We start from the raw sequence: 14637 nt of genomic DNA on the forward strand, positions 1-14637 counted from the left end.
CACAGAACCCTTGCTCGGCTGTGCCGCATCTGTATATAATGCACCTTTAAAAAATTTCGAATGGTCTTGGAGGGTCATCCGAATGGAACATGTAAGCCTGCTGCCGGCCGGTCAGCTCGGGAAGAATTTTATCCCTTCCCCCTATCTGCCGGACGGCAAAGACGAGTTTTACCTTCGCAACAGCCAAATCCCTCAGCCCCATCCGGCCTGGCGGCATCTTCGGGCCGATGAGCTCGAGCAGCTGGTCAAGAACGGCAACACAGCCGACAACTGGGATGATGTGCTGGTCACCGATGAGTTTGAGCCGGCTCAAATCAAAAACAGCTCCTTTTTCGGGCTGGTGCGGCTGGGACGCATGCGCAATCAAATCCTTGAGCACCATGATATGCAGGTGCCGGTCGGCATCACCAACAGCCGCATCGTCTCCTGCGACATCGGCGATGATACCGCCATCCACAATGTCAGCTATCTGGCCCACTACATCATCGGGAACCGGTGCATTCTGCTGAACATCCATGAGATGCACACCACCAACTACGCCAAATTCGGCAACGGCATCATCAAAGACGGCGAGCCCGAATCCGTCCGCATCTGGCTGGACCTGATAAACGAAGCGGGCGGACGGCGGGTGATTCCCTTCGACGGAATGATAACCGCCGACGCCTATCTCTGGGCAAAATATCGAGACGACAGGGTGCTTCTGGAACGGTTTAAGGAAATGACCCAGAAGCAGTTTGACAGCCGGCGCGGCTACTACGGCACGGTCGGCGACCAGTGCGTCATCAAAAACAGTCAGATTCTCAAAGATGTCAAAATCGGCGCTCACTGCTATATCAAAGGCGCCAACAAACTCAAAAATCTGACCATCAACTCTTCTCCGGAAGAACCCAGCCAAATCGGCGAAGGGGTCGAACTGGTCAACGGCATCATCGGCTACGGCTGCCATATTTTCTACGGCTGCAAGGCCGTGCGCTTTATTCTCGGCAACAACTCCAATCTGAAATACGGCGCCCGGCTGATTCACTCCTTCCTCGGAGACAACTCCACGATTTCCTGCTGCGAGGTGCTCAACAACCTGATTTTTCCCGCCCACGAACAGCACCACAACAATTCGTTCCTGATTGCCTCCGTCGTGCTCGGCCAAAGCAATATGGCCGCCGGCGCCACCATCGGCTCCAACCACAACAGCCGGGCGAATGACAATGAAATTCAGGCCGGACGCGGTTTTTGGCCCGGACTGTGCACCAGCATCAAGCACTCTTCCCGGTTTGCCTCCTTCGTGCTGCTTTCCAAGGGTGATTATCCCGCCGAACTGGATATTCCGCTGCCGTTTTCGCTGCTGAACAACAACGTTTCCTTAGACCGTCTGGAGGTCATGCCCGCCTTCTGGTGGCTTTTCAATATGTATGCGCTGGCCCGCAATACCTGGAAGTTTCAGACGCGTGACAAACGCATCCGAAAGATTCAGCATATTGAGTTTGACTGTCTGGCCCCGGATACCGCCGAGGAAATCTTTCATGCAATGCGGCTTCTGGAGGAGTGGACCGCAAAGGCCCATCTTCGCAGACAGGGGCAATCTCCCGACAGCCGCTCTGCCGACGACCTGGCCGCCCTCGGACGCACGCTGCTTTGCAGCGGCGAAAAGGGACTTGCCGACCTGGAGGTGCTCGGCGAAAAGATGGAAAAATCCTCCCGAAAAGCCGTGATTCTCAAACCGGTGGAAGGGTACCAGGCCTATCGGCAGATGCTGCTGTACTATGCGGTCAAAAATCTGCTCAGCTGGATGCAGGCCAATCCGCAGGCGAATTTTGAAGCCCTGAAAACCGCCCTGCAGGGGCCCCGATGCCGACAGTGGGTCAACCTGGGCGGCCAGCTGGTGCCGGCGGAGGATGTGGACCGGCTGCGGGCCGACATCCGCGACGGAAACCTGCAGACCTGGCAGCAGATTCATGAACGTTATGACCAGCTCTGGCAGCGGTATCCGGCCGACAAACAAAAACACGCCTGGGCGACCCTGTGCTCGCTGTGGGAAACACAATCCCTGACTGCGGAGCAGTGGAAGGAAGCCCTCCGTCAGGCCGTCCAAATCCAGCATCTGATTTGCCAGCGGGTTTACGAATCCCGCAAAAAAGACTACGAAAACCCCTTCCGTCAGGCCACCTATCGAAACAGCGAGGAAATGCTCGCCGTCATCGGGCCGCTGGAGGAAAACGATTTCGTCAAACGGGTCCGTCAGGAAACCGAACAATTTCAGGCCGCCGTCCAGACCGTTTTACAGAGAGGGTAATTGTCAACCGTCATTTTAGAGGAGAAACCGATGAACCTGCAGGAAGAACGATACGCAAAATTCGCGCTGGTCCGTGAGATGATGGATGTTGTCGGGGTCGTCCGAAAATTCAATCTCCATCAAACCAAAGAAGTCGCCCCAATCATCCGTTCCGCAGGTAGGCTTTTGCTGACCGGCGAGGGCTCCAGTCGAATCTTCCCCGCCAAAAACGCCATTCGGAAAGCCCTGCGATGGGGGATGGATTTGGCCGTCTTTACCGAAGGGTCCCGGCAGGCGGCCGAGTACAACCTGTCGCGGTTTGCCGTTTTCTGCGCCTCCAACTCCGGACGCACCAAAGAAGTGGTGCTGCTGGCCAAAAAACTCAAAGAAATGGGCAACCCCAACCGTTTCGGCCTGTCAGCCAACGCCGGAACGCTGCTGGAAGAGGCCTGTGCCAAGACGTTTGTTCTCACCTGCGGCTGGGAACAGGCCGTTGCGGCCACTAAAAGCGTGATTGAACAGGCCCTCTTTTATGAATCGCTCCTGCGGCATATCGCCGGCAATCTGGCCGACGTCAACTGCGGCAAACTGGCCGACCAGATTGAAACCGCTCTGACCCTCAAAATCGATCCGTCAATTATCCAGACGGCTGTCGGGGCTCCCACCATCTATTTTGCCGGATACAATGACGGCGTGGCTGAGGAGCTGACACTGAAGACCAATGAAATCACCCGAAACAAATCCGACTACCTGGAAGGCACGTACGCCGTCCACGGCATCGAGGAAGTGATGGACCCCAAAGACATCGTCTTTGTGGTGGACCCCATCGAAGCCGAAATCGAAAAGTTCCAGGAAGTCCTCGTCAAGGGGGTCGGGCTCAAGGTAGTCGCCATCGCCAACCGCAAGACCCCCTTCCCGACGATTCAGGTCCCGGATGCCGGCGAACTGACTCCGTATGTGTACCTGGCCGCCGGATGGAACCTGCTGGTCGAAATCGGCCTGGCCCTCGCCATCAATCTCGACAAACCCACCCGCGCCCGAAAGGTCGGCAACGAATTGATTGTCTAAATATTCTCCTCAAAAAAACAAGAACGGCGAAGCACATCCGCTTCGCCGTTTTCTTAAACCAAATACAGGTTTTTCTACTCGGAGACCCAATCATAGAACCGCAAACAGATTTATCAGAACCCTCAAAGAAAAAACTGATTCGATACGCCTTTATTGACAGTCAAAATGTACACTTGGCAATCAAAGAACAAGGCTGGCAGCTGGACTTTGGACGTTTTCGAAAATACCTTGCCGACAAATACCATGTAAGCAAAGCATTCCTATTTATTGGATATCTGGAAAAAAATCTGCCGCTCTATGAAAATCTTAGAAGGCAAGGATACGATTTAATACTCAAACAAGCCATATTATTAAAAAACGGCAAAACAAAAGGGAATGTAGACGCAGAACTCGTTCTTCACGCCATGATTGAACTCCCAAATTATGACGGAGCAGTGATTGTCTCAGGTGATGGAGACTTTTACTGTCTGATTCAATACTTGAAAAACAAAGGAAAACTGGCAAAACTGCTGATTCCAAATCAGCAAAAATTTTCTTCCTTGTTGCGTGAGTTCATTCGATCTAACGACGTGGCTTTTATGAACAACCTTCGAGAAAAACTGAAATACCGATAAAAAAGAGAGGCATCGCCGCGGGACAAACACCTTTTTGGTTCCCCTTTGGATAGCCTCTCATCATAATCCTTAATTAATTATACTAATTTTTCATCGACTGGTTCAAGGAAAAACTTAAAGGAAGCAATTTCGGGATATTTTGTATCCATATATATTCAATTCTATCCTAACTTCCTTTGAAAGCAAAACTTGCTTTTTAACAAGGTTTCTTCTATCCTGATTATCTATGCGAATTCCGATAACCAAATATGGTCTTCCGCAGGCGGCGGCCTATCCGGCCGTCCTGCTTATTTTGATGGTTGTGTATGCCCTGTTTTTTTGGCAGGTGCTGCCGGAATCCCTGCACAGCGGAGCTGGTTTTTGGCTGGCGGGCGTCCTGCCGGAAGCCGTGTTGCTGTGCGTGCTGAGTTGGGCCGTCTCTTTTTTCCGCGACCCGAAGCGGACGATTCCGGACGACCCGGCTCTGCTTCTTGCCCCCGCCGACGGAACCGTCAGCGACATCGAACAGGTGCACGAACCGGCGCTGGGACCGGACCCGGCCGTCCGTATCGGCATCTTTTTGAGCATCTTCAATGTGCATATCAACCGGATGCCCTGTGCCGTCCGCGTCAGGTCTGTCACCTACAAGCCCGGCAAATTCCTCAATGCCCTCGAAGGCGTTCAGGCCGGAAAACTCAACGAATCCAACAACCTCCTGCTGGAGCGAATCCAGCCGCCCTGTGAACCGCTTCTGCTGCGGCAGATTTCGGGGGCCATCGCCCGCCGAATTGTTTGCGAAGCGGCCGAAAATCAGACCTTTACGGCCGGCCAGCCCTTTGGTATGATTAAATTCGGCTCCAGAACGGAACTGTATATACCGGCGGGGCCGAATCTGACAATTTTGGTCAAAGTCGGCGACAAGGTCAAAGCGGGCGAAACGCCGTTGGCCCGATACGAAAATGAGTCATAAAAACAGAAAACGCCGTTTCTTCTTTCCGTCCAAACCCAGACGGCTGCAAACCGTTACGATTCTGCCCTCGCTGGTGACCCTCATCAACGGCATCTGCGGGTTTGCCGCCATTGGACTGGCCGCCCACGGACCGGACAAATTCGCCCTGGCCGGCTACATGATTTTCATTGCAATGATTGCCGACATGCTCGACGGACGCATCGCCCGAATGAGCCAGACGACCTCCAGCTTCGGCGGCCAGCTGGACAGTCTGTGCGATATGCTCAGCTTCGGGGCCGCTCCGGCGGTCCTGGCCTTTCGCGTGCTGATTCAGAACTTCCCGGACCTGTTCGGGGAAGAAACGTTCTTTCTGTCTGACTTTTTCCGTCGGTTTCTCTGGCTGGCAGGGGCTTCCTATATGTGCTGCGCCGCCGTCCGTCTGGCCCGATTTAATGTGGAAAATGTCGAAGACGAAAGCGCCCATCGGGTTTTTCAGGGGCTGCCGACGCCCGCCGCCGCGGGGATTCTGGCCGGACTGATTGTCCTGATTGAACATATGAAGGCCGACCCTACGGCCCGCGGGCCCCTGTTTGCTCTTCTTCTGAAAACCATTTTGTATTGTCTGCCGCTGATTGCCATCGGTGCCGGCGCCCTGATGGTCAGCCGCATTGAATACCCGCATCTGGTCAATCAGTACCTCCGCGGCAAAAAACCCATCATTCACCTGTTCTGGGTCGCCGTTATCCTGGCCCTGATTTGGCAGACGGGGCTGCAGGTCGCTCTGGTTGTTTGTTTCGGCGGCTATGCCCTCACCGGCTTGTGGCGAAGAATCTGGCAGCACTCCCGCCGGGTGATTGCCGCTCCGGCTGAATCGCCCGCTCCGGCTGCCCCGGACCATGTCTGAAAAAAGATTCCAGCCCATCACCTCTGCGATGCCTGACAACACCCTGTCTGTTTATATTCACGTGCCGTTTTGCGCCCGCAAGTGCCGGTACTGCTCCTTTTATTCCATTCCCTACAATCCGGATGCGGCGGAGGCCTGGAGCCGGGCCGTTTTGAGAGAACTTGAACTCTATAACGTTCATCATCCTATCCAAACCCTGTACATCGGCGGCGGCTCTCCTTCCGTTTTGTCCGTCAGCCAAACGGAGTTCCTGCTGGGCCGGCTTCTCGAAAAGACAGGCCGGCCGACAGAAGAGTTTACGGTTGAAATCAATCCGGCTCAATGCAGCTCCGAGTTTTTTACAGTACTGAAAACATATGGCGTCAACCGTCTCTCCATCGGGGCTCAATCCTTTCATCCGGAGGAGCTGTCGTTTCTGGGACGGCTTCACCAGCCCCAGGATATCTCCAAAACCGTCAAAACAGCCCGGCAATGCGGTTTCGAAAACATCGGGCTGGATTTGATTTTTGCCGTCCCCGGCTCCTCCTTAAAAACCTGGAAGCAGTCTGTCCGCAAAGCCCTCGCTCTCGACATCCCCCACTTGTCGGCCTACAGTCTGACCTATGAACCCGAGACCCCGCTCTTTCGCGACATGGAAGACCAAAAAATCCTTCCTGTCGATGAAGAGACTGACCGACAGATGTATGAGGCCGCCATCGACATCCTCGAATCAGCCGGCCTGGAGCCGTACGAAATCTCCAACTTCGCCCGCCCCGGCTTCGCCTGCCGACACAACCTTCGCTATTGGGACAATCGCCCCTGGCTGGGATTGGGTCCCTCCGCCGCTTCGTGGTTCAAGGGTCAGCGAACCCGCAACATTGCCGACCTGGGCCGATACATCGAATCCATCCAAAAAAACCAATGGGCCTTCGACGAAGTTCAGGTACCCTCTCCTCTGGAAATCGCCTGTGAGACCGCTGTCCTGAATCTGCGGAAAACAGCCGGGCTCAATCGACAGCAGTTTATCTTCCGAACCGGCTTTGACCCGATGGACCTATTTGCCGAACCGATTCAGCACTACGCCGCCCTCGGATTGTTGGAATACACCACTGAATCGATTCGGCTCACTCGTCCCGCTCGGGCCGTCGCCGATTCAATCCTCTGCGATTTTTCCGATGTATAGACTCCGGTTCTTGCCTCTTGCTTTTTTCCAGCCGTTTTCTATGCTTAAGAAAACTCGATAACCCGTAAAAAATGATGGATTCCTTGTCCGAAAACAATATCGAACTGGTGGATACAACCGCCTGGCCGTACCTGACCAAAGACCTGCCGGGCATCGGCGGCGTCATCAAGGTCTGCCCGGAGGATTTCTTTGTCGACGAAATCCCTCTTTATCCGCCGTCCGGTGAGGGGACTCACACCTTTTTTCGAATTGAAAAAACCGGTCTGGCCAGTTCCGATGCGGCCGAGCGGATTGCTGACGCCCTCGGGGTCCGCCATCTGGATATCGGGATGGCCGGACGCAAAGACACCAAAGCCGTCACCCGCCAATGGATGTCGGTCGAACACGTCGAGCCCCAGCGGCTGCTGGCCCTGGAGCTTCCGAATATCCGCATTCTCGAAGTCGCCCGGCACAACAACAAACTCAAAACCGGTCATCTGGCCGGCAATCGTTTCCGCATCCGAGTCCGGCAGCTGGAGGTTCCTGTCCAGCAGGCCAAAGAAATCGCCGAGCAGTGCTTAACCGTGCTGGCCCGGCGCGGGGTGCCGAACTACTTCGGCCCGCAGCGGTTCGGCTCTCGTTTTGAATCTCATCTGCTCGGATGGGCCCTCGTGAAAGACCGCCTCGAGGAATTCACCGACATCCTGCTGGGCAAACCCGAGCTGGACAAGCAGAAAGATTTCATCCGGGCCCGGCGCTTTTACGAAGAAGGCCAATACGACAAGGCCTACCGCAACTGGCCGTTCCGTTTCCGCGACCAGCGGCGGGCGCTGCAGTCGCTGATTGACTATCCCGGCGACAAACGCCGCGCCGCTCTGGCTGTCAGCAAACCGTTCCGCAGTCTCCTTGTGGCGGCCTGGCAGTCTCATATCTTCAACCAGGTCCTGGCAGCTCGAATGCCTCGAATCGATCAGGTGCTCGAAGGCGATTTGGCGATGAAGCACGACAACGGCGCCTGTTTTACGGTCGAAGACCCCGCGGCCGAGCAGCCCCGCTGCGAACGGTTTGAAATCAGCCCGACCGGCCCTCTGCTGGGGCTTCGAACCACCCGAATCAGCGGAGCCGCCGGAGAAATTGAAAACGCCGTCCTCGACCAGGTGCCGCTGCAGGAGGAAGACCTGCGGCGGCTGAAAATCGCCGGTGCCAAGGGCGGACGGCGGGCCCTGCGCTTTCAGCCCAAACAGATTGAAATCGAAACCGGACAGGATGACAAAGGCGAATACCTCCAGCTGTCTTTTGAGCTGGATTCCGGCTGCTATGCCACCATTCTGCTGCGGGAGCTGATGAAAAAAGATGTCGCCTGAGAAGCCCTCCCCAATCCAAAAGAATCGCTCCCGATTTTCCATCTGGCTTCAGGCGTTTCGGCCTTTCTCCTACACGGCATCCATCATTCCGGTCTTTCTGGGAGCAGCCCTGGCATACGGCAACACAGAAACCCAGTGGCGGCTGCTTCCTTTTGTTCTGGCCGCCTCGCTGGCGATTCACGCCGCGACCAATCTGACCAACGAATATTTTGATTTTCTCAAAGGCGTAGACCGCCCTGACACACGCGGCGGCAGCCGAGTCCTTCCCGAAGGCCTGCTGACGCCGGGCGCTGTCCTGAAAGCCGGACTGATTTGTTTTGCCCTAACAGCCCTGCTGGGGCTTTGGTTTGTCCGGCTTCGCGGCTGGCCGATACTCCTGTTGGGATTGGTGGGAATGGCCGGCGGATTCTTCTATACCGGCTTTCCGTTCTTTCTGAAATATCGGGGCCTCGGCGACCCGATGGTCTTTGTGCTGATGGGCCCGCTGATGGTCATCGGCTCTTTTTACGTCCTGACCGGCACCTATAGCCATTCCGTCTTGTGGGTTTCGCTTCCGGTCGGCTGTCTCGTGGCGGCCATCCTGTCCGCCAACAATCTGCGCGACATCGAGGATGACACCCGAGCGGGCATTCAGACAACCGCCTCCCTGCTGGGGCCACGCCGGGCCAAACTCGAATACGCCGCCCTTGTGGTTTCGGCCTTTGCAATTACGGCCGTCCTGATTGTCCTGAATATCCTGCCTTTGCTGTCGCTGCTGGTGCTGCTGACAGTTCCTTTGGCAGTCCGCAATCTGCACACCGTCCTGACCCGTCGGGATGCTCAGTCCATTGAAGCCCTCGACCGAAAAACCGCCGCTCTGCACCTGACTTTCGGCATCCTTCAGATTCTATCTATTCTGCTGAACAAAGCGGGATAAATGAAACTTCCGGACAACTGCCGTGTTTGATTTCGAACCCATTGCCGCACGCTATGACCTCTGCAATCGCCTGTTCAGTTTTGGACTGGACCGGCGCTGGCGCCGCACCGCCGCCGCCCTGCTGAATCCGCAGCCGCAGGAGCGAATCCTTGATTTGTGCTGCGGAACGGGCGAGATGGCCGCCGCCCTGGCCCGTCTTCAGCCCGCCGCCGAAATCGTCGGCCTGGACATCAGTCCGGCGATGATTGAACAGGCCCGGAAAAAATACGCCGCTCTGTCTGAGCAAATCAGCTGGCATGTCGCCGACGCCGTCCGGACAGAGCTTCCGTCAAACTCCTTCGACCTGATTACCTGTGCATTCGGCTTGCGGAACATCCCTGATACCTCTGCGGCCCTGAAGGAAATGAAACGGCTTCTTCGCCCTTCCGGACGCATCGGCATCCTCGAATTCTCCCTGCCGAAAAACAAATTGGTTCGCGGCTTGTTCTGGATGTATCTTCGATATCTGATGCCCGCCGCCAGCATTCCCCTTTTCGGCAGACCCAACCCGCTGATTTACCTGGCGGAATCCATCCGAATATGGAATGATGAGTTAAACTTCCCGGACCTCTGCCGGCAGGCCGGCCTTACCTATTCCGCAAGCCGCACCCTCTGCGCCGGCACCGTCACCCTGCACCTGCTGGAACACCTGCCGTAAATCGGTTTACAGCAATTGAGAAAGAAACGTCCGGGCCGGCACAATGATTGGCTGATGCGGTCGGGAAAAGCAATCCGCATCCACATAGGGTTCATCCATCACAACCTGAAAAGCAAACGGCACCTTCAGCTGACGCTGAAAATAAGACAATGCGGGACTTATTTTCGTGTCAGAGGTCTTAACCTCCGCCAGAAACCAGGGCCTGCCGTCCCGAACCACGATAAAATCCGTTTCCCGCTGATAGACATCCCGCACATACCCCAAAACAAATGTCCCCAAGCCCAGGTCATTCCAGCCCTCCACCGCCTTGAGCAAATGACAAGCCACAAAGGTTTCCGCTCGTCTGCCGGCGTCGTCCGCCAGCGACCAGTCGCGCACAAACCATTTCGGTTCTTTGCGAAGAGAACGGGAAACATTCTTAAACCACGGCCGAATCAAAAACCCGAAGTGCAGATTGCATAAGGTCGCAATCCATCGGCGAACGGTATCTATCGTGACACCGACCTCTGCGGCCAGACTGCTGTAAACCAATTGGCTTCCGGACCGGGCAAGAAGCAAATGTACCAGCAGTTCTAACTGATCCATCTGCTGAATTCTCGTTAAATCCCGCACGTCCTCCCGCAAAAGCTGCACCTGCCGCAGATTGTGCCACTGTCGGCTGAACATGGCATCCCGACGAAGAAACGGCTCCGGATAACCGCCATACTCCCAGAGCGCAGCATAGTCCTCCTCCGGAACGGGCTTGGGCGAACGAACAATCTGCCCGGAATCGGGCAGGTCCTGCCGCACGGTTTCTGCGGCCGTAAATGGATGCATTCGGTATAAAAAATACCGGCCCATCAAACTGTCTCCCCCGCGCCGGTAGATATCCAGCCGCGAACTGCCGGTAACGACAATTCGGGCTTGGTCCGCATAGGTGTCAAAAAATCCCTTTAAAAACAGTTTCCATTTCCTGAACTTATGCAGTTCATCGAAAAGGACTACCGGAGGCGTCTGACCAAGCTGATTCAAACCCGCCTGTTCGGCCACCGCAGCCGGCCCTTTCACAATTTTCGAACGGTCATCTAAATTATCCCAATTAAAATACTTACTGGCGGCAAGCCGACAGGTAGTCGTCTTGCCGACCTGCCGAGCCCCGCTGACGAAGGCCATCTGGCGGTTTAATGACAAATGGCGGGCTAAAATTGTATCGTATAAGCGTCTGCGAATCTCCATACGATACTATTATCGACAATATCGTAGAATAGTCCAGACTATTTTACGACATTATCGAAAAAAGTCGAGTTATAAAGACGAATACAGTCCTTAATTGGGTGTTTGTGAAAAAAACTCAATCGCTTGTATCCAGAATGGACATAAAGGCATCCTGCGGAATTGTCACCTGCCCGATGGCCTTCATCCGCTTTTTGCCCTCCTTTTGCCGCTTGAGTACCTTCATCTTGCGCGTGACATCGCCGCCGTACAGCTTGGCCGTCACATCCTTTCGGTAGGCCTTAATCGTCTCGCGGGCGATAATCTTGCCGCCGATGGCCGCCTGCAGCGGAATTTCAAACTGATGCCGCGGAATCGCCTCCTTCAGTTTCAAAAGCAGTTTGCGTCCGCGCTTCTCGGCGTTGCTGCGATGCACAATTAAACTGAGGGCCTCGATGGGAGTCTTATTTACCAAGATATCTATCTTAACCAGATCCGACGCCTCAAAGCCCAAAAACTCATAATCCATTGTTGCATAGCCGTGGCTGATGCCCTTGAGCTGGTCATAAAAATCATAGACAATTTCCGCCAGCGGCGCTTTGTATTCGAGCATCACGCGCGTGGGACTGATGTATTCGGTCTTGACCAGTTTGCACCGCCGCTCCTCGGCCAGACGGAGCACACCGCCCAGGGATTCATGGCTGGTAATGATTTCCAGCCGAACCATCGGTTCGCGCAGCTCCTGAATCCGGGAACGGTCGGGCAGTTCCGCCGGACTGTCAATGCGTTTGACCTCCCCGGAGGTCAGCAGGACCTCATAACTGACCGTCGGAGCCGTCTGCACCACGTCCACATCGCTTTCCCGTTCCAGCCGCTCCTGCACAATTTCCATATGCAGCAGCCCCAGAAAGCCGCACCGAAACCCAAAGCCCAGCGCCGGGGAATTCTGCGGGGCAAACGAAAAACTCGCATCGTTCAGCGCCAGTTTTTCAAACGCCTCCCGCAGTTTCGGATAATCCGTCTCCCCGGACGGATAAAAATCGGAAAAGACCATCTGGACCGGCTTTTTATACCCGGGCAGCGGTTTTTCCGCCGGATGATGAAAATCGGTAATCGTATCGCCGATTGTTACATCATGCAGATTTTTGATGTTGGCAATCACATAGCCCACCTCGCCGGTGCCGAGGGCCTCTACCGGCGTCATTCGGGGCATAAACTTGCCCAATTCCGTAATCTGATACGTGCGGCCGGACCCCATCAGCCGGATTTTCTGGCGTTTGTACAATCGACCCTGAAACACCCGCACGTAGCAAATCACGCCGCGGTATTCATCCGCATGGCTGTCAAAAATCAGCGCAGCCGCCGGTTCCCCGCTTTTGTCCTCCGGCGGCGGCAGACGTGTAATAATCGCCTCCAGCAGTTCCGGAATCCCCTGCCCCGTCTTGGCACTGACCTTCAGGCAGTCTTTGGCCGGAATACCGAAGGCATGCTCGACCTCCTGGGCCGTTTCGTCCGGACGCGCCCCGGTCAAATCAATTTTATTAATCACGCCGAGGATTTCGCAGCCGCTTTCGACAGCCAGATAGGCGTTGGCCACCGTCTGGGCCTCCACACCCTGCGAGGCATCCACCACCAGAAGGGCGCCTTCACAGGCCGTCAGCGCACGGGAAACCTCATAATGAAAATCCACATGCCCGGGCGTATCAATCAGATTCAGCATATAGGTACGGCCCTGATACGGATAGGTCATCGTTACGGCAGAGGCTTTAATGGTAATGCCCCGCTCCCGCTCCAGGTCCATATCATCCAGAAACTGCTCTTTTTTATCCCGGTCGCTGATGGCCCCGGTCAGCTCGAGCAGCCGGTCGGCCAGCGTGCTTTTGCCGTGGTCAATATGCGCAATAATCGAAAAATTCCGAATATGTTCCGTTCCCATAAGAATCCCAAATCAGTCCTCTTGGAAAAAAGAAAATTATACCATCTTTCCCGCAAGCAGGCAATCCCGCCCAACTTTTCTGGACAAAACCGGACCTCGACGATACCATAACCCCGCTGTAAACAGAAAAACTCTGTTTTGCCTCCTGTTTTGCGATTTTTGGCCGAATGAGCTCGTTTTGGAAACAAAATTATCTGGGCCCCGGCGGGATAAAGGAAATGCTCACCATCGCTTTTCCGATGGTCATTTCCAGCGCCTGCGATACGATTATGATTTTCACAGACCGGCTGTTTTTGTCGCGTCTGGGCCCCCACCAGATGAGCGCCGCCATGGGAGGCGGGCTGACTTGTTTTATGATGACGACTTTTTTCCTGGGGCTGACCGGCTACTGTACAGCCCTGACGGCCCAATGTTTCGGCGCAGGCAGAAAAACCGACTGCCCCGTTGTAATTACACAGGGGCTTCTTGTTTCCCTTTTTGCCTGGCCGCTCATTCTGGCGGCACGTCCTCTGGCCTGGCAGCTCTTCGTTCTCACCAAAATCCCTCCGGAACAGCTCGGCCCCCAGACTGTTTATTTCAATATCCTGCTGTACGGGGTCCTGATTAGTCTGTTTCGAAACTGCCTGAGCAGCTTTTTCTCCGGCATCGGAAAAACTCAAACCGTGATGGTCTCTGCGATTGTGTCAACGGTTTCGAACATCATTATCAATTACGTTCTGATTTTCGGCCATTTCGGTTTTCCGGCCCTCGGCATTCGCGGAGCGGCCTACGGCACAATCCTCGGCAGCTTCTTCGGACTGCTTGTGCTGGGCAGTGTTTATCTGCTCGGACCCGAGCGGCACGTGTTTGCCGTAATCCGTTCCTTCCGTTATGACGGTCTCCTGATGAAAAAACTGTGGCGGTACGGCACGCCGGCGGGCATCGAATTCTTTCTGAATATGCTGGCATTTACGCTGCTGATTCTCAATTTCCATGCCTGCGGGCTTCAGACGGCAACCGCCGTGACGATTGTATTCAACTGGGACTTGGTCTCTTTTATCCCGCTGGTGGGCATTCACGTCGGAGTGACCAGTCTGGTCGGACGTTATATGGGCCGTTCAGAACCGGACATCGCCGACCGCGCCGCCTTTTCCGGACTGAAACTGGCCTGGACCTATTCCTTCTGCATTCTGCTGACCTTTGCCTTTTTCCCGCATCCGCTGGTGGATATCTTCCGCCCTCCTCAGGAGGATGCCGTTTTTGCCGCCGCCCGTCCGGAAGCCGTCATTATGCTGCGGATGGCCGCCCTGTATGTGATGGCGGACGCCACGACGCTGGTTTTCAGCGGGGCGCTTCGCGGGGCCGGCGATACGGTCTGGGCTATGGCTATTTCCGTCAGCATGCACTGGACGCTGGTTATCGGGCAGCTTTTTCTTCTGAAAATCGCCCAGCTGCCGCCCCGATGGACCTGGGGATTTCTGTGTCTGACGCTTCTGGCCTTCAGCGGGCTGATTTATCTGCGGTACCGAACCGGACACTGGAGAACCATCCGGGTGCTTGATGAAACAGCTCCGCCGCCGGCCCCAATCGAACCGCTGCACGAAATCAGAGACTTGTAAACCAACCCGATTGA

12 protein-coding genes are annotated in these 14637 nt (G+C 55.2%); 10 read left to right on the plus strand and 2 right to left on the minus strand.

The window, feature by feature from the left end:
- Positions 1-82: 82 nt before the first annotated feature.
- The 9 genes from WHS88_09515 to WHS88_09555 all read left to right on the plus strand — a co-directional run bounded on the left by WHS88_09515 (position 83) and on the right by WHS88_09555 (position 9898).
- Positions 83-2287, plus strand: coding sequence for a DUF4954 family protein (locus tag WHS88_09515; protein ID MEJ5260414.1), 2205 nt, complete (start codon positions 83-85; stop codon positions 2285-2287).
- Between the two features lie 30 nt (positions 2288-2317).
- Positions 2318-3334: a hypothetical protein gene (locus tag WHS88_09520; protein ID MEJ5260415.1), complete on the plus strand. Its 1017-nt coding sequence runs from the start codon at positions 2318-2320 to the stop codon at positions 3332-3334.
- Entirely contained in the window at positions 3241-3948 is a 708-nt protein-coding gene (locus tag WHS88_09525) for an NYN domain-containing protein (GenBank protein ID MEJ5260416.1), read from the plus strand. The genes WHS88_09520 and WHS88_09525 overlap by 94 nt, the downstream gene beginning before the upstream one ends.
- Positions 3949-4174: 226 nt before the next feature.
- Positions 4175-4897: a phosphatidylserine decarboxylase gene (locus WHS88_09530; GenBank protein MEJ5260417.1), complete on the plus strand. Its 723-nt coding sequence runs from the start codon at positions 4175-4177 to the stop codon at positions 4895-4897.
- Positions 4887-5780: a phosphatidylcholine/phosphatidylserine synthase gene (locus WHS88_09535; protein ID MEJ5260418.1), complete on the plus strand. Its 894-nt coding sequence runs from the start codon at positions 4887-4889 to the stop codon at positions 5778-5780. The genes WHS88_09530 and WHS88_09535 overlap by 11 nt, the downstream gene beginning before the upstream one ends.
- Positions 5773-6942, plus strand: a complete 1170-nt coding sequence (gene hemW, locus WHS88_09540; GenBank protein ID MEJ5260419.1) for a radical SAM family heme chaperone HemW — start codon at positions 5773-5775, stop codon at positions 6940-6942. Before WHS88_09535 ends, hemW begins: the two co-directional genes overlap by 8 nt.
- A gap of 71 nt (positions 6943-7013) precedes the next feature.
- Positions 7014-8285, plus strand: coding sequence for a tRNA pseudouridine(13) synthase TruD (gene truD, locus WHS88_09545; GenBank protein MEJ5260420.1), 1272 nt, complete (start codon positions 7014-7016; stop codon positions 8283-8285).
- A complete protein-coding gene (gene menA, locus WHS88_09550; GenBank protein ID MEJ5260421.1) occupies positions 8275-9201 on the plus strand; it encodes a 1,4-dihydroxy-2-naphthoate octaprenyltransferase in 927 nt (308 codons plus the stop codon). The genes truD and menA overlap by 11 nt, the downstream gene beginning before the upstream one ends.
- Before the next feature lie 22 nt (positions 9202-9223).
- The gene (locus WHS88_09555) at positions 9224-9898 is read left to right on the plus strand and encodes a ubiquinone/menaquinone biosynthesis methyltransferase (protein MEJ5260422.1); all 675 of its coding nucleotides are present in this window, start codon (positions 9224-9226) and stop codon (positions 9896-9898) included.
- Between the two features lie 6 nt (positions 9899-9904).
- On the opposite strand, the gene WHS88_09560 is transcribed toward WHS88_09555, so the two are convergent.
- Positions 9905-11113, minus strand: coding sequence for an AAA family ATPase (locus WHS88_09560; GenBank protein MEJ5260423.1), 1209 nt, complete (start codon positions 11111-11113; stop codon positions 9905-9907).
- Positions 11114-11228: 115 nt separating this feature from the next.
- Positions 11229-13025 carry a translation elongation factor 4 gene (gene lepA / locus WHS88_09565; protein MEJ5260424.1) on the minus strand — a complete coding sequence of 599 codons (1797 nt, stop codon included), beginning with the start codon at positions 13023-13025 and terminating at the stop codon, positions 11229-11231.
- 218 nt (positions 13026-13243) lie between these two features.
- Between lepA and WHS88_09570 the strand changes: the two genes are divergently transcribed.
- Positions 13244-14623 (plus strand): MATE family efflux transporter, encoded by a 1380-nt coding sequence (locus tag WHS88_09570; protein MEJ5260425.1) that lies wholly within the window; start codon positions 13244-13246, stop codon positions 14621-14623.
- Positions 14624-14637 lie beyond the last annotated feature (14 nt).

It is taken from the genome of Anaerohalosphaeraceae bacterium (genome assembly GCA_037479115.1).
In the GTDB taxonomy this organism is placed as follows: Bacteria; Planctomycetota; Phycisphaerae; order Sedimentisphaerales; family Anaerohalosphaeraceae; genus JAHDQI01.

What these genes read in the sequence shown, in the direction of transcription:
- WHS88_09515 (MEJ5260414.1), top strand. Translation starts at nt 83, where the DNA reads ATGGAACATGTAAGCCTGCTGCCGGCCGGTCAGCTCGGGAAGAATTTT.
- WHS88_09520 (MEJ5260415.1), top strand. Translation starts at nt 2,318, where the DNA reads ATGAACCTGCAGGAAGAACGATACGCAAAATTCGCGCTGGTCCGTGAG.
- WHS88_09525 (MEJ5260416.1), top strand. Translation starts at nt 3,241, where the DNA reads ATGGAACCTGCTGGTCGAAATCGGCCTGGCCCTCGCCATCAATCTCGA.
- WHS88_09530 (MEJ5260417.1), top strand. Translation starts at nt 4,175, where the DNA reads ATGCGAATTCCGATAACCAAATATGGTCTTCCGCAGGCGGCGGCCTAT.
- WHS88_09535 (MEJ5260418.1), top strand. Translation starts at nt 4,887, where the DNA reads ATGAGTCATAAAAACAGAAAACGCCGTTTCTTCTTTCCGTCCAAACCC.
- hemW (MEJ5260419.1), top strand. Translation starts at nt 5,773, where the DNA reads ATGTCTGAAAAAAGATTCCAGCCCATCACCTCTGCGATGCCTGACAAC.
- truD (MEJ5260420.1), top strand. Translation starts at nt 7,014, where the DNA reads ATGATGGATTCCTTGTCCGAAAACAATATCGAACTGGTGGATACAACC.
- menA (MEJ5260421.1), top strand. Translation starts at nt 8,275, where the DNA reads ATGTCGCCTGAGAAGCCCTCCCCAATCCAAAAGAATCGCTCCCGATTT.
- WHS88_09560 (MEJ5260423.1), bottom strand. Translation starts at nt 11,113, where the DNA reads ATGGAGATTCGCAGACGCTTATACGATACAATTTTAGCCCGCCATTTG.
- lepA (MEJ5260424.1), bottom strand. Translation starts at nt 13,025, where the DNA reads ATGGGAACGGAACATATTCGGAATTTTTCGATTATTGCGCATATTGAC.
- WHS88_09570 (MEJ5260425.1), top strand. Translation starts at nt 13,244, where the DNA reads ATGCTCACCATCGCTTTTCCGATGGTCATTTCCAGCGCCTGCGATACG.